General features: G+C 66.4%; 19 protein-coding genes. 8 read left to right on the plus strand and 11 right to left on the minus strand.

Annotated elements, in window-relative coordinates:
- Positions 1 to 15: 15 nt before the first annotated feature.
- From AAW51_RS28570 to AAW51_RS28585, 6 genes are read right to left on the minus strand one after another with little or no spacing between them, the layout of a single operon-like run.
- A complete protein-coding gene (locus tag AAW51_RS28570) occupies positions 16 to 1,017 on the minus strand; it encodes an NAD-dependent epimerase/dehydratase family protein (RefSeq protein ID WP_053013914.1) in 1,002 nt (333 codons plus the stop codon).
- 10 nt (positions 1,018 to 1,027) lie between these two features.
- Positions 1,028 to 2,524 carry a B12-binding domain-containing radical SAM protein gene (locus AAW51_RS28575; protein WP_053013915.1) on the minus strand — a complete coding sequence of 499 codons (1,497 nt, stop codon included), beginning with the start codon at positions 2,522 to 2,524 and terminating at the stop codon, positions 1,028 to 1,030.
- A gap of 2 nt (positions 2,525 to 2,526) precedes the next feature.
- Positions 2,527 to 4,080, minus strand: a complete 1,554-nt coding sequence (locus tag AAW51_RS25845; RefSeq protein WP_047196917.1) for a B12-binding domain-containing radical SAM protein — start codon at positions 4,078 to 4,080, stop codon at positions 2,527 to 2,529.
- Between the two features lie 41 nt (positions 4,081 to 4,121).
- Positions 4,122 to 4,874, minus strand: coding sequence for a WecB/TagA/CpsF family glycosyltransferase (locus AAW51_RS28580; protein ID WP_053013916.1), 753 nt, complete (start codon positions 4,872 to 4,874; stop codon positions 4,122 to 4,124).
- Positions 4,840 to 5,841: an NAD-dependent epimerase/dehydratase family protein gene (locus tag AAW51_RS25855; RefSeq protein ID WP_047196918.1), complete on the minus strand. Its 1,002-nt coding sequence runs from the start codon at positions 5,839 to 5,841 to the stop codon at positions 4,840 to 4,842. Before AAW51_RS25855 ends, AAW51_RS28580 begins: the two co-directional genes overlap by 35 nt.
- Positions 5,838 to 6,458, minus strand: a complete 621-nt coding sequence (locus AAW51_RS28585; RefSeq protein ID WP_053013917.1) for a PIG-L deacetylase family protein — start codon at positions 6,456 to 6,458, stop codon at positions 5,838 to 5,840. The genes AAW51_RS25855 and AAW51_RS28585 overlap by 4 nt, the downstream gene beginning before the upstream one ends.
- Positions 6,459 to 6,791: 333 nt before the next feature.
- Between AAW51_RS28585 and AAW51_RS25865 the strand changes: the two genes are divergently transcribed.
- Positions 6,792 to 7,445, plus strand: a complete 654-nt coding sequence (locus AAW51_RS25865; RefSeq protein ID WP_238947694.1) for a GNAT family N-acetyltransferase — start codon at positions 6,792 to 6,794, stop codon at positions 7,443 to 7,445.
- A 15-nt stretch (positions 7,446 to 7,460) separates the two neighbouring features.
- Here AAW51_RS25865 and AAW51_RS25870 read toward each other — a convergent pair whose 3' ends face one another.
- The 4 genes from AAW51_RS25870 to AAW51_RS29535 all read right to left on the minus strand — a co-directional run bounded on the left by AAW51_RS25870 (position 7,461) and on the right by AAW51_RS29535 (position 11,484).
- Positions 7,461 to 8,672, minus strand: a complete 1,212-nt coding sequence (locus AAW51_RS25870; RefSeq protein ID WP_047196920.1) for an acyltransferase family protein — start codon at positions 8,670 to 8,672, stop codon at positions 7,461 to 7,463.
- A 229-nt stretch (positions 8,673 to 8,901) separates the two neighbouring features.
- Positions 8,902 to 9,360 carry an AAC(3)-I family aminoglycoside N-acetyltransferase gene (locus AAW51_RS25875; protein WP_157360043.1) on the minus strand — a complete coding sequence of 153 codons (459 nt, stop codon included), beginning with the start codon at positions 9,358 to 9,360 and terminating at the stop codon, positions 8,902 to 8,904.
- A gap of 58 nt (positions 9,361 to 9,418) precedes the next feature.
- Positions 9,419 to 10,006: a TetR/AcrR family transcriptional regulator gene (locus AAW51_RS25880; RefSeq protein WP_047196922.1), complete on the minus strand. Its 588-nt coding sequence runs from the start codon at positions 10,004 to 10,006 to the stop codon at positions 9,419 to 9,421.
- A gap of 116 nt (positions 10,007 to 10,122) precedes the next feature.
- The gene (locus tag AAW51_RS29535) at positions 10,123 to 11,484 is read right to left on the minus strand and encodes an NAD(P)-dependent oxidoreductase (protein WP_083438589.1); all 1,362 of its coding nucleotides are present in this window, start codon (positions 11,482 to 11,484) and stop codon (positions 10,123 to 10,125) included.
- A 186-nt stretch (positions 11,485 to 11,670) separates the two neighbouring features.
- Here AAW51_RS29535 and AAW51_RS25890 point away from each other — a divergent pair, with 186 nt between their 5' ends.
- From AAW51_RS25890 to AAW51_RS25905, 4 genes are all read left to right on the plus strand, one after another.
- Entirely contained in the window at positions 11,671 to 12,417 is a 747-nt protein-coding gene (locus tag AAW51_RS25890) for a maleate cis-trans isomerase family protein (protein ID WP_047196923.1), read from the plus strand.
- Between the two features lie 33 nt (positions 12,418 to 12,450).
- Complete coding sequence (locus AAW51_RS25895) at positions 12,451 to 16,332, plus strand: amino acid adenylation domain-containing protein (RefSeq protein WP_083438590.1); 3,882 nt, start codon at positions 12,451 to 12,453, stop codon at positions 16,330 to 16,332.
- A 20-nt stretch (positions 16,333 to 16,352) separates the two neighbouring features.
- The gene (locus tag AAW51_RS25900) at positions 16,353 to 16,583 is read left to right on the plus strand and encodes a tautomerase family protein (protein ID WP_047196924.1); all 231 of its coding nucleotides are present in this window, start codon (positions 16,353 to 16,355) and stop codon (positions 16,581 to 16,583) included.
- A 105-nt stretch (positions 16,584 to 16,688) separates the two neighbouring features.
- A complete protein-coding gene (locus AAW51_RS25905) occupies positions 16,689 to 17,927 on the plus strand; it encodes an MFS transporter (RefSeq protein ID WP_053013919.1) in 1,239 nt (412 codons plus the stop codon).
- A gap of 69 nt (positions 17,928 to 17,996) precedes the next feature.
- On the opposite strand, the gene AAW51_RS28590 is transcribed toward AAW51_RS25905, so the two are convergent.
- A complete protein-coding gene (locus tag AAW51_RS28590; protein ID WP_053013920.1) occupies positions 17,997 to 20,534 on the minus strand; it encodes a PAS domain-containing hybrid sensor histidine kinase/response regulator in 2,538 nt (845 codons plus the stop codon).
- A 208-nt stretch (positions 20,535 to 20,742) separates the two neighbouring features.
- On the opposite strand from AAW51_RS28590, the gene AAW51_RS25915 reads away from it, so the two are divergent.
- The 3 genes from AAW51_RS25915 to AAW51_RS25925 are packed head-to-tail and all read left to right on the plus strand — an operon-like array spanning position 20,743 to position 24,744.
- Positions 20,743 to 21,354, plus strand: a complete 612-nt coding sequence (locus AAW51_RS25915) for a (2Fe-2S)-binding protein (RefSeq protein WP_083438591.1) — start codon at positions 20,743 to 20,745, stop codon at positions 21,352 to 21,354.
- Positions 21,341 to 22,438 carry an FAD binding domain-containing protein gene (locus AAW51_RS25920; protein WP_047196925.1) on the plus strand — a complete coding sequence of 366 codons (1,098 nt, stop codon included), beginning with the start codon at positions 21,341 to 21,343 and terminating at the stop codon, positions 22,436 to 22,438. The genes AAW51_RS25915 and AAW51_RS25920 overlap by 14 nt, the downstream gene beginning before the upstream one ends.
- On the plus strand, positions 22,435 to 24,744 hold the full coding sequence (locus AAW51_RS25925) for a xanthine dehydrogenase family protein molybdopterin-binding subunit (protein WP_047196926.1): 2,310 nt from the start codon (positions 22,435 to 22,437) through the stop codon (positions 24,742 to 24,744). Before AAW51_RS25920 ends, AAW51_RS25925 begins: the two co-directional genes overlap by 4 nt.
- Positions 24,745 to 24,994 lie beyond the last annotated feature (250 nt).

Here is a 24,994-nt window from a genome sequence, read left to right on the forward strand (position 1 = left end):
CCAAGGCGGCGTCGCTCACCCGGCCTCCCGCTCCGCAGCCTCAGCTTCGAGCAACTCAGGCCACACTTGCTCAGGCGTTCTGCACGCCCGAAACCCGAGCAATTGCCGGGCTGCCGTGGTGTCGTACAACGGCCCACCGAGCAGCAAGGAACCATGGGTGTGCCCGGGCGCATACGACTTGATCTCGGCAAGGCCGCCGTGACGCACGTTGCCGGCCATCCAGCGCAGTGTCAGCGCCCCACGCAGCGCGGACGCCGGGATCGGCAACCGCACCGACAAGCGTTTGCGGGCCAGCACCGTCGCATGCACCTCGGCGAGTTGCGGCAGCGTGACAGGGGCGTCCGACGCGATGTTGAAGACCGCGCCGCCCAGGTCTTGCGCAAGGCCCGCGAGGCACAGCGCGTCGACCACGTCGTCGACATGCACCAGGCTGAAGCCGCGGCCGCTCCAGCCGGCCACCGGCACCAAGGTGCCACCGACCAGCCGCAGCAGCCGCCGGGTGTAGCCGCTCGCATCCATCGGCCCATAGATCTGGCAAGGCCGCGCCACCACCAGTTCGACCCGACCCCGGCAGACCGCACGCGCCACGGCTTCGGCTTCGGTCTTGCTGCGGCCGTACAGGTCGGTACCGCCGCTGGGGGCGGACTCGGGCACCCGGGCCGGCAGGGGCGCGCGGTAGACACCGACCGAGCTGACCAGCACCAAGCGCCGCACACCTGCCTGCACACAGGCCTCGGCCACATGGCGGGTGCCGTCGACGTTGGTGTCCCACAACCGGGCGCCGCCGCCGCGCGCCGGCACGACGGCCGCCGCGTGATAGACCGTCTCGACGTCTGCGAGGGCCGGCGGCAGCGATGCCGGGTCGGTGATGTCACCACACAGTTGCTCGACGCCGCGCGGATGGACGCCCGCCTCCACCCGGCGCGTCAGCACCCGCACGCGGTGCCCGCCTTGCAGCAGCGCGCGCACCAGCGGCCGGCCGAGAAAGCCGTTGCCGCCCGTGACCAGCACCGTCATCTCAGCCGCCTCACCAGCTGGCGCTGATGGCGTTGCGCGCGGCGTGCACGACAGCCTTCGGATATTTCGCCACCAGCCGCAGGTTGTAGAAGAAATCGTGGCGCGACGTCAGCGTGCGCAGCGCGAAGATGGCCAACCGCTTCCACAGGTATTCACGGTAGATCTTGCGCACCTGCTCGGGCGTGAAGTCGTCGGTGGTCACCTGGTTGTGCTTGGTCTCGATCTTGTCCTTGAAGAAGCCGAACTTGAGGATGATGCGGTGGATCGGCGTGCCGGGCAGCGGGATCAAGGTCTGCAGGAACGGCGTGACGCCATAACGGCGATAGCGGTCGAGCGCGAAGTCGATCGTCGTCTGCATCTCCTCCAGCGTCTCGCCGGGGAAGCCGATGATGTAGAAGGCATGCAACCGCAGGTTGAACTCGTGGCACCAGCGGATCATCTCCTCGACGCGGGCCAGTTCCAACCGCTTGTGGACGATCTCGTTCAACACCCGCGGCACCGCGGATTCGATCGCCACGGTCAGGAACTGGCAGCCTGATTCCTTGGCCTTCTTGATGCGCTCGCGCGTCCAGCTGTCGCCGCGCACGCCGTTCGGCGTGTCCCAGCCGATCTTGGGGCGCAGTGTCGACATGTAGCCGATGATCTCGTCGTAGCGCTCCGGCATATGGGTCAGGTTGTCGTCTTCGAAGTGGATGAAGTCGACACCGTATTGCGTCACCAGCAGGTCGATGTGCCGCTTCATGTACTCCAGCGAGTGGAAGCGGTACTTGTAGCCCATCGTCGCGTGGATGGAGCAGAAGGTGCAGGTGTGCGGGCAGCCGCGGCTGGTGATCACCGTCATCGCGCGCTTGCCCCACTCGCGGTAGCGCGGCGAATAGCCGCGCCGGGCGAGATCGAAGTAGGCGTGCAGGTCGACCAGGTCGTAAGCCGGCAAGGGCAGCTGGTCGATGTCGGGGATGTATTTGATGGTCGGCTTCTTGTGGGTCGGCAGGCTGATCACCTGGGTCTTGCCGACCACCCCTTCGACCGCCGGCGTGCGCCCCTCGATGAACGCCCGCACCAGCTCGGTGAAGCGGTGCTCGCCCTCGCCGAGGACAACGTAGTCGATCGCCGGCAGCGCCAGGGCTTCCTGCGGGAACACCGTGACGTGCGGGCCGCCGATCACCACGATGGTGTCCGGCAAGGCCTCCTTGACCAGCTTGGCGAGCGTGTAGGCCCGGTCGATCTGGACCGTGAACATGTTCGAGATGCCGACGATGTCGGGCCGGGCGCGCTTGATGCGCTCGACCGACTCCAGGTCGGTGTCGCCGAAGATGGTCTCGCCCTTCTCGTTGGTGGTGAACACCGCGTTGACCCGGGCGTCATAGACCTCGACCTCGCACGGCAGGCCACTGGCGCGCAAGTGGCCGGCCACCAGCAACAGCCCGAGCGGTGGCCCGACCATCGGCCGGCCCTTCATGCCCTCGAGGCTGACTTTCTGGTTCGGATGACACAAGAGCACCTTCATGATCAGAACCTCATCGTCTTGAGTTCGCCTGCGACGCGGACTTCCTTGGCGTCGCCGCGCAGCAATTGCACGGCGCGCAGGAAGCGCTGCCAGAGACCGGGCAGACCCTGGCTGGCAGCCGTTCTGGCCAGGAAGCGGAACTGCCGCAGCACCCAGCGCGGGTCTTTGAACTTGGCGCGCAGCCAGTCGGTGTGCGAGGCGGCCATGAAGGCTTCGAGGTATTCGCGCGAGATGTTGTCGTAGCGGATCACGGTGGTGTTGGCCCCGTCGAACTCGCTCCAGCTTTTCGCCGTCAGCCCGCCTTGCGACTGCAGCATGCTGTAGAGCGTGGTGCCAGGCAGCGGGGTCGCGAGACTGAACTGCACCGAGTCGATGTCGATCTTGCAGGAGTAGTCGAAGGTGCGCTGCAGTGTTTCCTTGGTTTCGCCGGACAGGCCCAGCACGACACTCATGTGCGTCTTGAGCCCCAGATCGCGCGCCGTCGCAACCACCTTCTCCAGGTTGACCAGCTTCAAGGGCTTCTTGATCGCGTGCAGCACCTGCGCATCGGCACTGTCGAGGCCGAACTTGATGCCGATGCAGCCGGCCTGCGCCATCTTCTTCAGCACTTCGGGCGTCAGTGCGATCGCGTCGCACATCGCCGACCAGGGGATGCCGACCTTGCGCCGCACGATCTCGTCGCACAGCGCCAGCACATGCGCCTTGTTGGTGGTGAAGTTGTCGTCGTCGAAATAGATTTCCTTCGCGCCGGCGCGCTTCACCGCCTCCATCTCGTCGACGACCCGGGCGGCCGAGAAATAGCGCTGCTTGTTGCTGGCGAACAGCACCTGGATGCGGTCGCAGAAGTTGCACTGGAACGGGCAACCGCGGCTGGTGTGCATGTGGTACGAGGGGCTGTGCTGGCAGAAGCCGTCCCGGTACACGCTCATGTCGGTGTCGAAATACGCCGGAAACAGATGGCGGGCCGGGAACGGCAGGTCGTCCAGCGGTTCGATCAGCGGCGCACGGTCGCCGATCGTCAGCCCGCCGCGCTCGTCGCGCCAGGCGATACCTTTGAGGCCGCTCACCGGCTGGCCCTCGCGCAGACACTTCATCAATTGCAGGAACGCCTGTTCGTATTCGCCCAGCACGACGAAGTCGACCACCTCGTGGTGGGCCAGCAGGTCGCGCACGGTGGCGGTGGCGTGGGTGCCGGCCAGCACGATCTTGGCGGGCGTGACCGCGCGCAGCTTGACGAGCAGGCGCAGAGTGTCGTCGACGATCGCGGCGTTGGGCTCGAACAGCAGCACGTCCGGCTGGCTCTCGCGCACCCGCTCGATCAGCTCGTCCTCGCGCACGTTGAGCGGCACGGCGTCGATCACCCGCACATCGAAGTTCTCTTTCTCGAGCAGGGCCGCCGCATAGGCCATGAACAACGGGAACATCGCATAGCGCGGTCGCTCGTCGTGGCGTTTGAGCAATGACCAGGGAAAGCGCATGCCGGCCCCCAGCATGTAGCGCTCGAGGCCGTGGCCGAGGTCGCGTGTGAAAGCAGGATTGACGATGAGGATCCGCATGGTTCAGCCTTCCCTGGTAGCTGGATGGCGCTGGACGGCCCCTATCGGGGGTGACCGCCTCGGCGCGCGTGCAATGAATCGATCGTGAGATGGCGCAGGAACGACGCGGCGCCGGTGGTGTAGCGAGAGCGCGTTTCGGGCTCGTAGGCCATGCGGTGCAACCACTCCAGGCCCAGCCGCGACACCACCGCCGGCGCACGCCGCTTGGTCCCCGCCCAATGCCGCAGGCTGCCGCCGCCGACATGCCAGCACAAGGCGTGGTCGCAGATGTCGGCGGCCAGCGACAGCACGCGCTCCGAGCGCGGCGTGCCCATGCCGACGAGGATCAGGTCTGCGTCTCGATGTTCCCGGAAGATCGCCGCGTAGTCTTCGTCGCCGAGGAAGCCGTGATGGCACGCGACGAACTCGGCCAGCGGCGCAGCGCGCGCAAGGTGGTCGGCCGCGGGGCGGTATTCGTCCGGCGTCAGCCCGAGCAGCACGACACGCCCGCGCAGACAGCCGGCGTCGAGACAGGCATCGAACACCTGGTGCATCACCACCCGCGGCAATCGGGTGCGGTTCAGGACGCTGGCCGCCAACGCCGCCCCGACACCATCGAGGCACACCGCCTCGCAGCGTTCAAGAAAAGCCGCGACGTGGGGGTCGGACGCGCTGACGTTGTAGACATGCGGATTCAGAAAGCCGAAGCAGGCGGTGCGGCTCGGCCGACCCGACAGCCGCTGCCGCACCAGCTCGACCGACTCGTCGGCGTTGCCGACCTCAAGTCGCAGCGACCCGATCTGTATGGCGCGCAAGGGCAGGTGCTCCCGTTTCTGAGTAGTAGCGATGGACCCGCTTCAAAGCCGAGTCGAGGTCGATGGTCGGCTGCCAGCCGGTGTCGGCCTGGACCTTCTCGATCGAGGGCGACTTGGCCGAGGCTTCCAGGTAGCTGGGGCCGAAGCGTTGCGCCGGGTCGACGCTTTCGAGCGCCGAGTCGGAGCCGCACAGGTCGCGGATCTTGACGGCGAGGTCGCGGATGCTGATGGCGTTGCCCGGGTGACCGACGTTGTAGGTGTGCCCGGGCACACCACGCTCCTGCACGGCGATCAGGCCGCGCACCGTGTCCTCGGCATGGCAGAAGCAGCGGATCTGAGTGCCCCCGTGGAACAGCGGCAGCGGCTTGCCGGCCAGGGCCTGTTCGAAAAACGTCGGGACGACGAAGCCGATGCGGGAACTCTGGTATTCGCCGAGCGCATTGAACGGCCGCACGACGGTGAGCGGGAAGCCGTAACGCACCGACAGGTTGCCCAGCAGATGTTCGGCCGACAGCTTGCCCAGCGAATATTCCATGCGTGTGCCGGTCTGCACCGGCACTGTCAGCTCGTCTTGTTCGTCCTGCACGCCGCCCTTGCCGTAGACCTCCGACGACGAGACGTACAGCAGCCGTGCACCGTTGGTCGCCGCCAGTTCACCGGCCCGCACCGCCAGGTCGGTGATCTGCTTGGCCACATAGCCGCTGTTCGACAGGATGCCCAGCGACCCCACCGGGCTGGCGAGATGGTAGATGCGGTCGAACGCGCGCCGGGTGGGCAGGGTCGCGAAGTCGTCGACGATGATCTCGGCCTTGCCGCGCATCCAGGCATAGTCGATGCGCGAAGAGCTGAGGTTGTCGACCACCGTCAGCCGGCAGCCGGGCACCTCACGCAGCAGCTGCCGCACGAGGTGTTGCCCCAGGAAGCCCAGCCCACCCGTGACGAGGATGTTCATGTTGTCGTCGCTCACTGATCCACCACCATTCTTTTGACTGTGTATCCCTCTGCATGCGCCTGCCCCGACTGGGCGCCCCGCCAACGCGCGAGCGCGGCCACTAGATCCGGCGAGCGGTGGCCGCGAACCTGGGAGGCGTACAGCGAGTAGCTGTGCAACTTGTCTTCGATCGAAATCGGACGAAAGTAATTCGGCTCCCGCTCTCCGCCGTGCGGCCACAAGGTCGAGTCGGGCTGCTCGAACACCAGCACCTGGCGCACGAACCAGTTCTTGTCGTGCGGGCGCAAGGCCGTGATGGCGGCGTCGTGGACGGCGCGATGGTCCTGGTTGTAGGAGGGCTGAGGCAGCAGCACGGTGTGCGGCCGGTGGCGCTCGATGAGGCGCTCCATCGGCGTGATCAGCTCGTGCGCACGATACGCATTGACGGTGTGGTTCAGGGCCTCCCACTGAAAGCCCGACTTTGCGGCGCTGCGGCTCACTTCTTCCAGGCGCTGCGCGCGCGACACCTCGGGACGATCTTCGACACCGAAGTACACGACATGGGCGCGAGGCGACAGGAAGGCGAAACACCCCAACACTTCATCGTCCGCATGCGGCGAGAAGATGAGAACCGAGTGATGGTGGATGTTCATGCAAGCCGCAGCATCGACAGTGGGTCATATCGATCGGTATCGTGTTGAGGGGCAAAGACCTTGTCAACGCCACAGTTGTGACAGTCCGCTGCGGCATTCGAGCCCCTTGTCTTGAAGGTGCCAGGTGGCGCAAGGCGCGTGCTCGCTGATAACGAAAGTGCCATGCGTGAGGGCTTTGCACGACACCCCCAAATGGGGGTGTCGTGCTGTGCGTGAAGCGCACAGCGGCGGTCCAGCGACGGGTCAGTCGTCGTGCCGACCCGTCGCGCGCTGGCCGGAACTTCCGGGTACCGTTGGGCGCGGCGAACGGTGCTCGCCCGGTCGTCTCGGCGGTTGCCGGCCAACGCCTCGTTGCCTTACGCTGCGCTCGTTCCGCTGACGCCGACCGGACGCCGCAGCACGTCCTCGCACTGCAATGACTCGATGAGCACTGATGCCTTTCCAGACACCCTTGCCACGCCGCGCCTCGTCTTGCGACGGGCCCGACGTTCCGACGCACTGGCATGGCTGCGTTACCACCTCGACAACCGCGAACATCTGCGACGCTGGGAGCCGACGCGGGACGAGACGTTTTTCACCGAGGCGGCGATGGTGAAGCGTTTGGAGCAGATGGAAACGAGCATGGTGGCGGGTCAGGCGGTTCACCTGCTGGTGCGGGAGCCCGGCGGCTCCGATCTGGTCGGCGAATGCCATTTCACCCAGATCGTGCGCGGCCCGTTTCAGGCCTGTCACCTCGGCTTTTCGCTGGCCCACACCCATGAAGGTCGCGGCCTGATGACGGAGGTGCTTTCGATGGCCATCGAGATGATGTTCTCGGGGGTCGGGCTCCACCGCATCTTGGCCAACTACCGGCCGGAGAATCACCGCAGCGGGCGGTTGCTGGAGCGCCTGGGGTTCGAACAAGAAGGCCGGGCACGGGCGTATCTGCACATCGACGGGGCCTGGGCCGATCACATTCTGACGTCGCGCATCCGTCCTGGTGCGTGAGGGGCGCCGCATCTTTCATCCGTCGCTGCCCGACACGGCGACGGCCGGCTCCGCCGCGCGGGGATACTTCCGGCCGTTCAGCAACAGCCCCACCCAGCTCGGGCGGACCCACCGTCCGTAGATCAGCAGCAACGAGGCGCAGGTCACCAGGGTCACGGTGGCGAACTTGACGAGGCCAGGCCATGGGAAAGGCATCATCCAGGCCTGCAGTGCCATGACCACCGGCAAGTGGGCGACGTACATCCAGTACGACGCATCGGACAGATATCGGAGCAGCGGCGTCGAGCGGCCCAGAAACCTGACGCCGCATCCGATGAACGCCAGCGTCCACGACACCAGGGCGATACCGTAGGCGATCGCATAGGCGAGTTTGATCGCAGGGTCGCGGACCGTGGAGTAACTGGCCTCGAGGCCCGCCATCGCCAAACAGAGGCCGGCTGCCACGGCGCCGGTCCACGCCCGCAGCCACCAGCGGCGGGCGAGTTGATCCAGCAGCGCGTGTTGGCGATCCAGCAGCCAGCCCAAGCCAAAGACGTACCCGTAGATGAACAACGGCACGGCGGGAGGCATCCAGGTATAGCCAGGCGTCGGGACGCCGAACCACCAGACCCAGCCCGGCTCGAGGAACAGCGCGAGGCTGATCGGAGCCGCCAGCAGCAGCGACCTGAAGGGAGCCGCCGAAAGGTGGCGGAGGATGCGGTCGGCCACTCTCGTCGAGACGTTGTTTCGATCGACGGCGTGTACGAGGCGCCGAAGCATCAGAACGCCGGGATACAGCCAGCACAGGATGTACAGGAACCAAAGGTGGAGGAAGCTCAGCTTCCCGCTGGCCGGCGGCGACGCCGGCCACTGCCCGCCATTCGCCCTGACGAGGGACCAAACGACCACGCCGGCGATGCACAAGAAGCAGACCACCCACCCGAGCACCAACGGCACCAGAATGCGGGCCGCCCGATTGCGCAAGAACGCCACCGCCCCCCGGCGGTGGAACAGCATGTGGGCAAACAAGCCTGCCACCAGGAAGAACACCGACATCCTGAAGATGTGGATCAGGAACACACCGAGGCTCATGGAGAGGCTCTGCTGTCCATCCTTGAGGGGCCACAACTGAGGATCGATGCCGGGCATGTACGACAACGCGCTGTGCAAGGCGATGCCCAACATCAACGCGATCGCGCGGACCGCGTCGAGCGCGTGCAGCCTGGTCCCTGGATCGTTGTTCGACATCGGTGCCCTCACCCACGCTGACGACGAGCACCATTGTCGCGCGCCGTCGGCAGCGATTCCGTCCTCACCGGTCGACAGCGAGAGTGATGCGGCAGGCGAGCGAAGCGGCGCTTCAGATGGCGTGCCGCTGACCTAGGCCGCCTGCTGGAAAGTCCGCCGCTGTCGCACAAGGTACCGTCTTGACAGCGGCTGGGCTGCCACGACCGGGGACAGGGCAAAGCCGCGGCCTTCAGGGCACCGGAAAGTCGAAGTGCAGGACGTCTTCGCGCACACCCAACTTGTCGTAGAGCGCGATGGCGGCGGCGTCGCCGACGTCTGCCTGCACATAGACCACCCATGCGCCGCGTTGCGCCGCGACGGCGCGCAGTTGCTCGATGAGCCGTGCGGCGACGCCCTGGCGACGAAACGGCTGAGCCACGGCCAGGTCGTAGAGGTAGACCTCGGTGCGGGCGCGCTCCAACTTGTGCAGCTCGTATGCGACCAAGCCGCCCACCACCGAGCCCTCGTTCAGGGCCACGAGCACCACGACGTGCTCTTTGCCGAGGACTTCTTGCAGATAGCGGTCACCGGGCGGCTCGGCGAGGTAGGACACGTGGTCTTCGAAGGCCGCCGCGAAAACGGCATTGAGCTGCCGCATCAGAGGGACGTCTGCGGACGTCAATCGGTGGATCTGCAAGGCAGGTGGCATCGTCTCTCCCTGGAAGTCGGCCATGGTGTCGCAGGCACGGCAACAGGACGCGCCCAGGTCACCCGCTGAGGGCATCGACCGCGGTGTCCACCACATCGTTCAGCCGCCGGGCCCGGTCTTCATCGGCATTGCCACGGCCCAGGACTCGCAGGCCCTGTATGGTGGCCATGATGAAGCGTGCCAGGGCGACGGGGGATTTGTCAGGCGCGATGTCGCCCTGCTGCTGGCCGCGTTGCATCACGGCGGTGAGTGCGGTTTCCAGTGTGGCGAAGTGTTCGCCCAGGAGGTCGGTGATCTCGCTGTCGCGCCCACCGAGTTCGAGCGCGGTGTTGGCCACCAGACAGCCACAGGCGGATTCGCTGCCCAGTTCTTCGGCCACGATGCTGTGCAACAGGGCGCGCACGCGCTCGATGGCCGGGCCGTCTTGCGCCAGCAGCCCCACCGTGGCCGCCGTCTGGCGGTGGTAGCGGCGCAGTGCGTGCTGGAACAGCCCGTATTTGCTTTCGAAGGTGTTGTAGAGGCTGCTGCGCGACAGTCCGGTGCCTTCGACCAGATCCTGGATCGAGGTGGCCGCATAGCCTTTCTGCCAGAAAACGCGCATGGCGGCTTCGGCCGCGTCATCGGGGTGAAAGTGCGCAGTGTGCATCGTGGTCGGCAAATCGATGATCGGATGAGCGGTAGGTCGACCGGCGCCTTGCGCTGGCCGCCGCGCGGTCAGGGGCGAACGGCCACGCCAAGGGGGGAACTTGGTCGGCGCGTCGCTTAGCCGCTGCCGGCCGAAGGCCGGGTGCCGAGCACGTGCAGGCCCGGCCGCGCGGAGCCGGCGGCCGGGCTTCTTGGCATCGGCGCAGCGGTGGCGAGCGACGCGAACTTGGGCGGCGCGTCGGTACGAATGCCGTCAACATCGTGGGCAGTGGCAGCCTTTCGCTGCCGGATCTCGGAGTGCACCCCAAGCATCCCGGTAGGCAATGAAAAGAGCATAAGGTTAAACGCTTCTTCGGCGTCGGGGCGGCTGCGTACGCCCTGGCCCTGCGGTTGGATTCGGCGTGTGGGAGGGCCACGCGTCGACCGCAGACCCATCGACAACCCCTGCCATCCGCCACCGCGAGGCCCACGCCCGCGGCGGGCCGTGCAGGCAGGAGCGGAGCGCGCATCGGGCACGGGGGCCGGGCCACGGGTCCGACGGCGGCAGCATGCACGGTCGGGTGGATGGGCGCAGCTGTCATCGTCCGCGCCCGGAGCCGTGACATCAGGCGGAGCGTCGGACGCCAGGAAGCTGGCGGCCATGTCCTTGTCACCGTGACCGGCGGCCACGGCACGCTGGAACCGTCGCAGGCCGGCTTCGACCACATCGGCTCGCACGCCTGCCTGGCGCGCCGCCTCCACGATCAGCTGGGCGTCCTTGGCCGCGTTGGCCACACTGAAGCTCGGGGTGTAGTTGCCGGCCAGCATCGCGGCGCTCTTGAGCTGGAAGTAGGTGCAATCCATCGGGCCGTTGCTGACGACGTCGATCACCAGCTGCGGGTCCACGCCCAGCCCCTTCGCAAGCGCCAGGCTTTCGGCCAAGCCGTGCGTGAGGGCGAACACCCAGCTGTTCAACGCCAGCTTCAGGCGGCTGCTGTGGCCAGGGGTTTCGGCCACCCACACGGTGCGCTTGCCGATCGCATCGAACAAGGGCTGTACCGATACACGCTGGGCCACCGGCCCCGACGCCAGGATGACCAGCTGGCCTTGCTCCGCCGGCTGGCGCGTGCCCTGCACCGGCGCGTCGAAATACACCAGCTGATGCTCCTCGGCCCGGCGCGCCAGGTCGAGGCTGGCCTCGACCCCCACGGTGCTGAGCTGGACCCAGATGGCGCCGGGCTGGAAGTGGCCGGCCCCGGCTTCGATCGCGGCGGCGACGCTGTCGCCGTCCTTGAGCACCGTGACGATGTGGCTCGCCTCGCTGACCGCTTCCGCCACGCTGGTGCAAGCCTGCAGGTTGGCCTGCGCTATCGCCGACGCTTTGGACGCGGTGCGATTCCAGACCTTCACCCTGAATCCCTTGTTCGCCAGATTGCGCGCCACTGGCGCTCCAATCAAACCCGTGCCCAGCACCGCCACCGTAATGTGCTTAATTTCCATTTTCTCTCCTTGTTTATGTCAGGTTCGTGAAACCGTGTGAGGACACTACGGATTCTCGTGATTTGGAACGTTCGTTCCACTGAGTGTATGATCCGCGGCAATTGCAGTCAAGCCGGCTCCGTTTCAGGTGCCGGACGGCTGCACGCGTCCGTAGTCGTAATGAACCAGACATAAAGGGGATATGGGATGAAGATACTTGGACATCGTCTGCGGGTGGGCGTTGTGATTCCGTCCACCAATACCTCTGTCCAGCCGGAAATGGACGAAATGCGCCCTTTTGGTGTTACCAATCACGTCGGCCGCATGGTCATCGTCGATGAATCGTTAACTGAAGAACCGGGGTTCAACAGTGTTATTCAGGCTTTACGCCGCTCGACCGATACGGCCATCAAAAGTTTGCAGGACTGTCAGCTCGACCGGTTGATCATTGCAGTCTCACCGGATGCATATTGGAACGGCGTAGAGGTTCACCAGCAAATGCTGGCGCATTTGCGGGACACCGCGGGCGGCACAGGCGTCAGCATGAGTGCCGATGCGATCGAGGAGGCGTTAGCGCAACTCGGCGGCATTCGCCGCATCGGCTTGATCTCGCCGTATACGGAAATCGGCAACGTGGCCGTCTCGCAGTTTTTCGTTGACAAGGGATACGAGATCGTCGCACTGGCCAACCTGGGCGGGCAAAGCCCGTCGCGGATTTCCGACGTCCACCTGCAGGATCTGCGTCGAGCGGTGGAAACGGCCAACGTGCCGGAGGCCGAAGCCATCGTCCAGGTCGGAACCAATGTGCCGATGGCCAGCTTTGCTCACGTGGCCGAGCAATGGACCGGCAAGCCAGTTGTCTCGAACAACGCAGTTTTGTATTGGCACGCTTTGAGAATGGGCGGCATTCGAGACCAATTCGACGGTTTCGGCAGCCTGTTCCGTCGCTGCTAGACATCTCAATCAAAATGATTATCGGGGTCGAACGTGTCTGAATTCAATATTCGTTTGAAGAAATCATCACAGCTGCGCGATGCAGAGCCGGCTGTCATTTCACGCGAGATCAAAACCCTGCCGGCATTGCTGTTCGCACGCAGCGAGGGTTCGACGGACAAAATCGCGGTCGCCGACGCGGCGGGTGAACATACCTACGAAGCCACGCTGCTCCGGGCCGTCGCGATCGCCGCTGCCCTGCGTGCGCGCGGCGCCAGCTACAACGACTGCATCGGCTTGTTTATCGATTCATCGGCTGATTTGCCGCTGGCGATGTGGGGCATTCTGTTCGCCGGGGCCGCTTATCTTCCGCTGGCGACCGACTACCCACAAGATCGGCTTGCGTACATGGTCAAGGACGCGGCGGTGCAACTGGTGCTGACCAACACCCGCTCGGCCAGCAAGCTGCAAGGGCTGCTGCTGCCCGGTGTCCAGGTCTTGAATATTGATGAAGTTCCTCCGGCCAGCATCAACGAGATCTACCTCGTTCTGAGCGAGCTGGTCGAACAGGATGGCGAGGATCTGGCCTACGTTATCTACACCTCGGGCACCACGGGTAAGCCCAAGGGTGTCGCCATTTCCCATCAGGCCATCGTCAACCAGATGAACTGGATCGCCAAGCAGGGTTATCTCTGCCCGGGCGATCGTATTCTCCAAAAAACCCCGGTGAGCTTCGATGCGGCGCAATGGGAGCTGCTGGGGATGTGCTGCGGCGCACAGGTGGTGATGGGTGTGCCGGGCGTGTACCGCGACCCGGAAGGCCTGATCCGCCAGATACAGCAATTCGGCATCACCACCTTGCAGGGCGTGCCGACCTTGCTGCAGGCCTTGAGCGAGCTGCCGGCCTTCGGTGCCTGCACGTCGCTGCACAGCCTTTTCAGCGGCGGCGAGGGCCTGTCTCGGAAGCTGGCCAGAAACCTGCTGCAGACGCTGCCGAGCGCGCGGCTGGTCAATCTGTACGGCCCCACCGAGTGCACGATCAACGCCACACATTGCCAGATCGACCACCAGAGTCTGTCGGCAGAGTGGGATATCGCGCCGATCGGCCGGCCGGTGGCCGGGCTCGAGTGCCACGTCCTGGACCAGCAGTTCGCACCCGTCGCGCCTGGCGAAGCCGGCGAACTGTTCATCGGCGGTCGGCAGCTGGCGAACGGGTATCTGTTCCGTCCGGAGCAGACCGAAGAGAAGTTCCCGCTGGTCCGCCTGCCTGAATCGCCCGACCCGGTGCGCCTTTACCGCACGGGCGATCTCGTCCGGTGCGACGGCCAGGGTTTGTTGCACTTCGTCGGGCGGGTGGACAACCAGATCAAGTTCCGCGGGTATCGCATCGAACTGGATGAAATCCGCCTCGCGATCGAAAACCACGAGTGGGTGAAGTCGGCGGCGGTGTTCGTGAAAGAGAACGAACGCACGGGCCATGCCCAGCTGATCGGCGCGGTCGAGTTGAACCCGAACGAAGCCCGTCTGATGGATCAGGGGGTGGCGGAGTCGCACCACCAGACCAAATCGACCCGCATTCAAATCAAGGCGCAGCTGTCGGGGCGTGGTTTGCGCAGCGAAGCAAGCTTGAGCGGCAAGCCGATGATCGCCCTGCCGGGCGGCCAGGAAAGCGCGGCCCAGCGCGAGCGCGTGTTCGCGCGCAAGACCTATCGGTTCTTCCATGGCGGACCGGTGGGCCTCGGCGACCTGCACCAATGGCTGGCACTGCAACCGCCCGGCGGAACATCGGCGGCGCGCGGCACATTGGACGGCCACCGGCTCGGCGAAATGCTGCGCTATCTGGGCCAATTCAACAGCGATGAACGGCTGCTGCCGAAGTTCGCCTATGCCTCGCCCGGCGCCCTCTACGCGACCCAGGTGTATCTGGAGCTGAGCGGCATCGCGGGTCTGCCGCCCGGCTACTACTACTACCACCCGGTACAGCACAGCCTGTATCGGCTGGCGCCGGCTGTGTCCACCCCACCGGCCACGCGTTTGCGCCTGCACTTCGTCGGCAAGATCCCGGGCGTACGCGAGGTCTACAAGAACAACATCCTCGAAGTGCTGGAGATGGAGGCGGGCCACCTCCTCGGCATGCTCGATCACGTCCTGCCGGACTATGGCTACGGCGTTGGAGCCGGCACGTACCAGCCCGAGGTGCTGGCGGCGCTCGAGTGCCCGCCGGAGCATGACTATCTGGGCAGCTACGACATCGTGCCGCTGGCCGAGCGGGTCGACGACCTGGCAGTGGACCTGTATGTCCAGGCCCAGCAGGGCCGCATCGCAGAGCTGCCCGATGGCAATTACCTCTACCAGCACGGCAAGCTGCACAAGGTCTCCGACTTTCTGATCGAGCAGCGCCACGTGATTGCGATCAACCAGCAGGTCTACCAACGTGCGAGCGGCGGGATTGCATTCGTCAGCCAGAGTGGCGACGCCTGGCGGCAGTACATCGACCTCGGCCGTAGCCTGCAGCGGCTGCAGATGAACCGCATCGGCTTCGGCACCATGTCGTCCGGCTACAGCTCCAAGAGCGGCAACGACCTGGCGACGGCCTTGCGCCTGAACGACATCATCGCCGTCGCCGGCCGGCGCAGTGGGCCGAGCTACTTCTGTGTGTTCGGCAAGATCAGTGCGGAACAGGCCGCCCATCTCGGCATGGACGAAGACGCGGTGCACATGAAGGGGCCGGCGGAACTGATCCGCGCCGACCTGTTCAACAGCTTGCCCGATTACATGGTGCCGGGCCGCATCGTGATCGTGAACCAGATGCCGCACAGCGCCTCGGGCAAGGTGGACGTGGCCACTTTGAAGCGGTCGGACGTCTTCCAGCTGGCCGACATGGAGCGTCCATTCGTCGCACCGCGCAACGCGGTGGAAAGCGCGGTGGCGCAGATCTGGCGCGACATCCTCGGGCTCGAAGAAGTCTCGGTGACCGATGATTTCTTCGAGTTGGGCGGCAACTCGATCCAGGCGGTGGCCATCGCACGTGCCGTCAACCGCCGGTTCGGCAGCAGCTTGCCGATCCAGGTGATCTTCAGCGTGCCGACGGTCGAAAAGCTCAGCGCCGTCGTCGGCGGCAGCGCGACGCAAACCAGCAGCCGCGCGATTCTGCTGGCCGGGCGGGCCACAGGGCGCAGCACGGTGTTCTGCTGGCCCGGGCTGGGTGGCTACCCGATGAATTTGCGTCGGTTGGCCGAGGCGGTGACGGGCGACGACGGCCGGTTCTACGGCATGCAGTCGCTCGGCATCAATGCGGGTGAGACCGCCTTCGTCAGCATCGAGGCGATGGCGGCGGCGGACGTGCAGCTGATCCGCAGCCTCCAGCCCGACGGCCCGTACGTCTTGTGGGGCTACTCGTTCGGCGCCCGGGTCGCGTATGAGGTCGCCTACCAGCTGGAGCAGCAGGGTCACGACGTCAGCCGGGTCGTGCTGCTGGCCCCCGGCTCGCCGCAACTGCCTTACGACGAGCCGGTCAGCCGTGACGAGGCCGAGCTGTTCGCCAACCCGGCCTTCCTGACCATTCTGTTGTCGGTGTTCGCGCACGACATCGACCCCGGCCTGAGTGCCGAATGCCTGGCAAGCGTGACCAGCCGCGCGGCCTTCGTCGCCTTGGCCGCGGTGAAGTTCCCCGCCATCGACGTGGCGCTGATCAACGCCATCGTCGATGTCGTCACCGTCACCTACTCGCCGGACTACCAGATCGCGCTGGCCGACAAGCCCTTGTCGTGCCCGGTGACGGTGTGGCGCGCACGGGGCGACGGCGAGTCGTTTGTCGCGCAAGGCGCCAGCGTCGGGCTGGACCTGCGCCAGCACGATCTGAACGTCGGCCACTACGCGGTGCTGAAGCAGGACGGCATTGCCGAACTGCTGGCCGCCGGGCTGCACTCGCACTGAAACCGACTAGGAGCCCTCTCATGCCTCACGTTGTCATTCGCTGCTTCAAGGCCGAGATTCCCGCGGCCAACCTCGAGCGTCTGCAGCAAACGCTGACGCAGCTGCTTCAGCAGGCGTTGTCGTGCCCTGCAGACGCCGTGTCCATCGACCTGCAACAGGTCGAGCCGGCGCTCTGGAAAGAGCAGGTCTACCAGCCGCTGATCCAGCCGCATCTGGACGAGTTGCTGCGCCCGCCCGGCTACAGGTACTGAGCCGGGAACGAACCAATCTCCTCGCCCGCTGCAGGTGCTCGCTCGTCTTCGGACCGACCGACCGCCTGGCGGGCGTTTCCCACCTCCACACCAGGAGCTCTCACCATGAGCCAAACCCACAAGCTGGCACGCACCTTTTTGTTGCTCGCCATCCTGCTGCTATCCCTCAACCTCAGACCCGCGATCGCCGCCATCGGCCCGCTGATCCAGTCCATCAGCCAGTTCGCCCAGGTCCGATCGATCGGCATCAGCCTGTTGACGACCATCCCTGTCCTGATGATGGGCCTCGGTGCCATCTATGCCGCCAGCATCCGGCAGGCGCTTGGCGAGCGCGGCGGCATCGCGATCGGCGGCGCCATCATCGCGGTGGCCTGCTTGATGCGCCTGTGGGCCGACAACCGATACGGGCTGTTCGCCAGCGCCGTGCTGGTTGGGCTGGGCATTGCCGTGATCCAGGCGCTGCTGCCCGGCTTCATCAAGCGCAACTTCGGCGCCTCCACCAGCAGTGTGCTGGCGCTGTACTCCACTGGCATCGTGGCCGGTGCCGCGATTGGCTCTGGCACGGCCTCGTGGTTGGAGGATCAGCTGGGCTGGCTGTCCACCCTGGCGGGCTGGGCCCTGCCGGCTGTCGGCGCGACCGTGGTGTGGATGCTGGCGTCGCGCAACAGCCAGTACGCAGGGCGCAGCACGGCACAGCCGGGTGCCGCGGCCAAGGGCGGCAGCGTGCCGTTCTGGCGCATCGGCCGCTGTTGGTCGCTGCTGCTGTTCTTCGGCATCGGCACCGGCGCCTTCATGCTGGCCATGGCCTGGATCTCGCCGTTCTACATCGGGCTGGGTTTGACCAAAGGCGTGGCTGGCTTGCTGCTATCCGTGCTGACCATCGTCGAGGCGCTGACCGCGCTGTGGCTGTCGCTCACCATCAACCGCTTCCCGGACCGCCGCGGGCTGTTGATCACCTCGCTGCTGCTGGTCGCGGCCGGGTTTTTGATGTTGATCGTCGCGCCGCTGGTGGCACCGTACTTTGCCGTGTCGCTGCTGGGCGTGGGCATCGGCATCCTGTTCCCGCTGTCCATCATCGTGGCCATGGATCACCTGAAAGATCCGACGCTGGCCGGCAACTTCACGGCGTTCGTGCAGGGCGGCGGCTTCATCATCGCAAGCCTGGTCCCGCTGACCGCCGGCAGCTTGCGCGATGTCTTCAACGACCTGTCCTACATCTGGCTGCTGATGGCGGTGGCGAGCCTGGGCATGGTGGTGCTGGCCGTGCGCTTCTCGCCGGCGAGTTATGGACGCTTCCAGGAGGATCTGGCGGAGGTTCAGGGTGGGGTGTTGAGGACGGCCTGAACCGGCCAGCGGTGGGTGGGACCGCACCACCGTCTGGCCCGGCGCCTGACCGCCGTGCGGGCCCACCCTTCAGTGGCCTCCGTTCTCGGCCGCGCCGTTGTCGTGCGACCTGGCGGCTGACAAGTGACGGTCGAGGCACTTCAACACCTGCTGCACGTCGACGGGTTTCACCAGGTAGTCGGTGAACCCGCCGCGCAGCGCGCTGCGCACTTGCTCCGGCATGCCGTCCGCCGAGACCGCGACGCAGGGCACGTCGGTCATGCGGGCGTCCTTGCGGATCACGTTCAGCAGCGCCATGCCGGTCGTGTCACCCAGGTGCATGTCCAGCAGCAGCAGGTCCGGCACCTCCCGGTGCAACAGCTCCAGTGCCTGGGCGCCGCTGCAGGCGGTCAACAGCCGCACGGCCGGGCGGTACCGCAGCACCTCCTTCAGCAGCAGCACGTTGACGTCGTTGTCCTCGACGTAGAGCACCACGTGTTGGCCCTGGTCGTCCGGCGCCGCCACCATTTCCTGAAGCGGCTCGCGGTCTTGGCTCGGTCCGTCTTGCAGGCGCTTCAGGTGGACGGTGAACGTGCTGCCGACTCCGGCGGTACTGACCACCGTTAGGCGCCCGAACATCAACTCCACCAAGTTGCGCGTGATGACGAGGCCGATGCCCGTCCCCTCGACTTCGGCCCCGACGCCCAGCCGGTTGAACGGCTGGTAAAGGCGGGACAGCTGCTCGGGCGACATGCCGCGTCCGGTGTCCTGCACGTGCAGCGCGACCTCGTGTTCGGACAGCTCCAGCAACAGCGTCACCGCGCCGCCTGGGCGGTTGTATTTGATCGCATTGCTGATCAGGTTCACGATCACTTGCCGCAAACGTGTGCGGTCGGCGCTGACAAACGCATCGACATCGCCGAGCGCCACTTTCACGTCCACGCTTCGACGCGCTGCTTCGGCGCTCGCGATGACAACCGCCTCCTTGACCACCGACAACACATGGGTTGCCTCGATCGACAAGGACATGCCGCCCGCCTCGATCGTCGACAGCTCCAGCACATCGCTGAGCACCGAGAGCACATGTCGCCCGGCGTCGAGGATGTTGCGTGCATAGCCGCGGTGTGTGTCGTGGCCGGTCTTCTGCAGGCTCATGTCGAGCAGCTGCGCAAAGCCGATCACCGCGTTCAGCGGCGTGCGCAGTTCGTGGCTCATGCGCGCGAGAAACGCGGTCTTGGCCGCGCTCGCGTGCTGAGCGGCTTTCATCGTCAGCTGCTGCTGCAGCAGTTCGCGTCGCTCGGTGATGTCGACGGCGTACCCATGCCAGAGCACGCCGTCGTCGCGCAAGCGCTCGGGCGCCGCGTTGACGGCCACCCAGCGCTCCTGTCCGTCCGAGGCCGTGGTCCGGAAGGTCCCGGCCCACGCGGCGAGTTGTGCCGCCGAGCACTCGAGTTGCCGCTCGACCAGGGGCAGGTCCTCGGGATGCACCCGCGGGCACAGGGACCGTGTCGACTTCCGCACCGCCCTGGGCGACAGGCCGCAGAGGTCCGCGAGCCCGGCGCTGGCATAAGGCATGGACTTTTTTCCGTCCGGGCCTTGCTGATACTGGAACAGCACACCGGGCACGTGCTGCGACAGCTTGTGCAGCAACAGGTGCTGCGCCCGTGCTTTTTCCTCGGCCATCACGCGCGACGTCATGTCGCGCGAAACCGACAGCACCCCGTTCAGCGCTGCATCGCTGTCCAGCAGCGGCGCGAGCAAGGTTTCCAGCCAGATCCAGCGTCCGTCGGCATGGCGGAACCGATGCAATACCAGCGGTTGCTGGCGCGCATCGTCCCCAAGCCGGGCCATGCCGCGCTGCAGCTTGCGACGATCGTCGACATGCACCAGCTCCAGCGCGCGACGCCCCACCAAGGCCTGATGGGTGTACCCCAACACCAACCGCGCTGAGGGGCTGACGTATTCATAGATGCCCTGCGGGCTGTAGATGCACACGACGTCACGCATGTGCTCCACGATGGTGCCGAGGCGGCGCTCCTGCTGCTGCGCCGCCTCGGCTGTCGCCGAGGTACGGGTCAGGAACCGGTACAGCAGGTAGGAAAGGCTGACGACAAAGGGCCGGAGGTCGGTCAGCAGCGGCTCCGCGTACCCGCCGGAGCGCCCGGACAACGCAAGCACGCCGATCAGCCGCTCGGCAAAGCGCAGCGGAAAGCCCAGATACGGCCGCCCCCCGCGCCCTGTTGCAACGACCGGCTCGTGGTCAGGCACGGCGCTCGTGGCGCGCACCTCGTCGGTCAGTTGCAGCAGCGCCGCCCCGTCAGCCTGGAGATCGTCGTAGCACAAACGGGTGGCCTGGGGCCAGGCCAGGTCGGTGACGATGATGGTGCGCAGTCGTTGCGGCGACCCGTGCTGCAAGGACCCGACCTCGGCGATCAGGCCCTGCCGGCTCCCCGTCGCACCGATCAGGCCCTCCAGTGCCGGGCCGAACAGCGGACACCGGTCGTGCCGGCCGGCGAAGCGGACTTCGAGGCCATCGAGGATTTCCTGCACGACATGCGGCAGATCATTCGCGGAGGCCATCGTATCGGCGGCCTCGAGCGGCCCAACACATCGCGACTTGTTGCTCATGGCAAGCCCTCCCCCGACACCATTCGCAGCGTGTCGGACAGCCACTTGCGTTGCTCCCTAACCATCGGTTCTTATCTGCAACTGTTCATGGTACTCCTGCCGTCGCAGCAAAGCCTTTGCTGTGAGAAGAGGTAGTCCCTGAACAAGCACGGGCGCAATGGCATATGGATTGCTCGGACCGCCGTCATCGGGAACGACGAAAATTGCCATGTCCACTGCGCTCACCCCCCGCGCCCGCCCGGCCTCGACTCAGACTCACACGCGGCAAGACCTCGCCATCGCCGACATCCCTCGCAGGGAACTGCAGTTCAATCTGAATGGAACGCCGCACACCGTGGTCGTGGAGACCTGGGTCACCCTGCTCGACCTGCTGCGGGATCACCTCGGCCTCACCGGCACCAAGAAAGGGTGCGATCACGGGCAGTGCGGTGCCTGCACGGTCCTGCGCAACGGGCGGCGGATCAATGCCTGTCTCACGCTTGCCGTGATGCAGCAAGGCGCCCAGATCACGACGATCGAAGGGCTCGCTGGCCCGCAACCAGACGGCACCCAACCGGCCCTGCACCCGCTGCAGCAAGCCTTCATCGAGCACGACGCCTTCCAATGCGGCTACTGCACGCCCGGGCAGTTGTGCTCCGCCGCCGGCTTGCTGAACGAAGCGCCGCCGGTCAACCTGGCGGAACTGCGCGAGCGGATGAGTGGCAACCTGTGTCGCTGCGGGGCGTACCCGCAGATCACCGACGCCGTGGCCGAGGTGGTGGTGCAAGTGCACCGTCGACCAGCGGACGACGCGCAGGGGGGCCCCCATGCATCCGTTTGAGTACGTGGCGCCCGGGTCGGTGGAAGAAGCGCTGGCCGCGATCGGCACCTTGCCGGGCCAAGGTCGGTTCATTGCGGGCGGCACCAACCTGCTGGACTTGATGAAGGAACGGGTGATGAAGCCCCCGCTCCTCGTGGACTTGAACGCCTTGCCGCTGGCCGACATCACCGCCGAACCGAACGGCGGCCTGCGGCTCGGCGCCTTGGCCACCAACGCCGACACGGCCCACCATCCGCTGGTGCGCAAGGGCTATCCGTTGCTGCGGGCGGCCATCCTCGCCGGCGCATCGCCGCAGATCCGCAACATGGCCACCAATGGCGGCAACCTGCTGCAGCGCACGCGATGCGTGTATTTCTATGACGCGGGCGTGCCGTGCAACAAGCACACGCCGGGCAGCGGCTGCCCGGCCGCGACCGGCCTCGCACGGCAGCACGCCATCCTGGGCGCGAGCCCGCATTGCATTGCCACGCACCCGTCCGACATGTGTGTGGCGCTGGCGGCGCTCGAGGCCGTGGTGCAGGTGCGGTCGGCCCGGGGGGCGCGCGAGATTCCGTTCGCCGAGTTTCACCGCCTGCCCGGCGATCAGCCCGAGATCGACACCACCCTGGCGTCCGACGAACTGATCACGCACCTCGTGCTGCCCGATGCGCGACGCTACGCCGCGCGCAGCTGCTATTTGAAGCTGCGCGAGCGGGCCTCTTATGCGTTTGCACTGGTCTCGGTCGCCGCCGCGCTCGAACTCAGCGAGGACGGCAGGGTGCAGTCAGCGCGCATCGCGTTGGGCGGTGTCGCCCACAAGCCTTGGCGTGACCCCGCGGCCGAGGCGCTGCTGGTCGGCCGGCCGGCCACGGCCGCCACCTTCTCGCTGGCGGCCGACGTGTTGCTCGCCGAGGCGCGCCCCTGGGGCGGTCCGGGGTTGCCGGACGGCCCGCCCGGCAACAGCTTCAAGATCCCGCTGGCGCGGCGCGCCATCGTGCGGGCGCTGGAGATGGCGGCGGCCGGAGAGATCAGCAACACCGGCGAAGACGGCGCCCGCCTGCAAGGCGAACGCGACGGCAGCCGGCGTCTGGAGGTGACCCGATGAGCGCCGCGAACTCCCCCCACAACGACCAGCAGCCCATGGCGCCGCCCGGCACGGGCCCGGTCCGCATCGGGCAGCCGGTCCCGCGTGTCGACGGGGTTGCCAAAGTCACCGGCCACGCCCGCTATGCCGCCGAACACCCCGCGCAGGGCCTGCTTTACGGCGTGGTGGTCAACAGCACCATCGCCCGCGGCCGGATCGACAGCATCGACACCGGCGACGCCTTGGCGGTGCCGGGAGTGGTGGACGTTCTGAGCCACCTGAACCGGCCCAAGATGCGCTCGCTGGGCATGCTCTACAAAGACATGATCGCCCCGGAAGGTTCGCCCTTCAAGCCGCTGCACGACGACCGCATCTGCTACAGCGGCCAACCGGTCGCGCTGGTGATCGCGCAGACCTTCGAGGCGGCCCGCCATGCCGCGGGCCTGGTGCGGGTGCACTGTTGCGCCGAGCCGCACGAAACGGAGTTGCGCGCCGGCTTGCACCGCAGCCACATCCCCAGCCGCCTGAAGGCGGGCTACTCGCCCCCGCCGAAACCCCGCGGTGACGCGGACGCCGCCCTCGCGGCCGCGCCCGTGCAGCACCGCGGCGAGTACTACAGCGGCGTCGAGCATCACAACCCGATGGAGATGCACGCGACCACCGTGATCTACGGGCCCGACGGTCACCTGACGATCTACGACAAGACCCAAGGCTCGCAGAACTGCCGCTGGGTGGTGTCGCGTGCGTTCGGCTTGTCGAAAGACAAGGTGACGGTGAGAAATCCTTACGTGGGCGGCGCCTTCGGGTCCGGCCTGCGCCCGCAGTATCCGTTGCTGATGGCCGTGATGGCCGCGTTGCACGTGAAGCGCTCGGTGCGCGTGGTGCTGACACGCCAGCAGATGTTCACCTTCGGCCACCGGCCCGAGACGCTGCAGCGTGTCGCGCTGGGTGCGGACACCGACGGCACACTGCGGTCCATCATCCACGAGGCGGTGGCCGAGACCTCCCGCTTCGAAGACTATGTCGAGGTGGTCGTCAACTGGTCGGGCCAGCTGTACCGCTGTGACAACGTGCGCCAGAACTACCAACTGGTGAAGCTCGACCAATACACGCCCATCGACATGCGGGCACCGGGTGCCGCCCACGGCGTCTACGCGCTGGAAGTGGCGATGGACGAACTGGCGCATCGTCTGGGCATGGACCCCTTGGCGCTGCGCTTGAAGAACTACGCCGAGCACGACGCGGCAAAGGGGCTGCCCTTCTCCACCAAGGCCTTGCGCACCTGCTACGAGCGCGGCGCCGAGCGCTTCGGGTGGGCGCAGCGCCCGCTGGCGCCGCGCTCGATGCGCGACGGCCGGGTATGGGTAGGCTGGGGCATGGCCACCGGCACTTGGGACGCGTCGCAGATGTTCGCGCGCGCGCGCGCAAGGCTGCAAGCGGACGGGGTGCTCGTCGTCAGCAGCGCCGCGACGGACATCGGCACCGGCACCTACACGGTGATGGCCCAGATTGCGGCCGCGGCCATGGGGTGGCCACTGGAGCAGGTGCGCTTCGAACTCGGCGACTCGACCCTGCCGGTGGCGCCGGTGGAAGGGGGCTCCTCACATGTGACCACCATCGGCTCGGCCGTGGAGGGTGCATGCGAAAAGTTGCAAAAGACCTTGCTCAAGGAAGCCGCCCGGCTGCCGCAATCGCCCTTCGCAAAGGCCACGGCCGCACACGTGATCTTCGAAAACGGTTGGATGCGGCTGCGGTCCGATCCTGCCGTCGCGATACGCTTGACCGACATCCTGGCCTGCGCCGGCAAGGCGGCCTTGGAGGTGACGTACCTGCTGCTGCCCAACATGCTCAAGCAGAAGAAGTACGTGCGCGCCACCCACTCGGCCGTGTTCTGTGAAGTCCGGGTCGACGAGGATTTCGGCACCGTGCGTGTGACGCGCGTGGTGAGCGTCGTCGATGCGGGCCGCATCATCAACCCCAAAACGGCGCGCAGCCAGGTGATCGGCGGTGTGGTGTGGGGCATCAGCCAGGCGCTGCACGAAGAGACACTGGCCGACCACCGGCTGGGGCGCTTCATGAACCACAACTACGCGGAGTACCACATCCCGGTGAACGCCGACATGCCCGAGGTGGAAGTGATCTTCACCGAGGAGGAGGACCGCATCGTCAGCCGGCTGGGGGCCAAGGGGGTCGGCGAGATCGGCATCGTGGGCGTGGCCGCCGCGATCAGCAACGCGATCTTCCACGCCACCGGGCGGCGGGTGCGCAGCACGCCGATGACGCCGGACAAGGTGATGGCCGCCGAGGGGAACGCTGATACGGCGTGACCCGGCTACGCACATCGGTCCGTAGAACCAATATCCCTCCTTACAGAATGGGGCGCTGCAGCAGTCGGGAGTGAGTACCATGCTTCGGTAGACATGCGCTCGCGTGGTTTTTAGGTGCACATTCCGTCCCCCGCTGGCCCGCGCACCGGCACTTGGTCGCCCCTCGGGGAGTACCGCACCGCCTGCAGCCGGCGGCGTGAAGCGTGGCGAGCAGGCCACGCCCGGCAGTGCGAAGCGCGCGACCGCGCCT

Source organism: Caldimonas brevitalea (genome assembly GCF_001017435.1).
GTDB classification, from domain to species: Bacteria; Pseudomonadota; Gammaproteobacteria; order Burkholderiales; family Burkholderiaceae_C; genus Caldimonas; species Caldimonas brevitalea.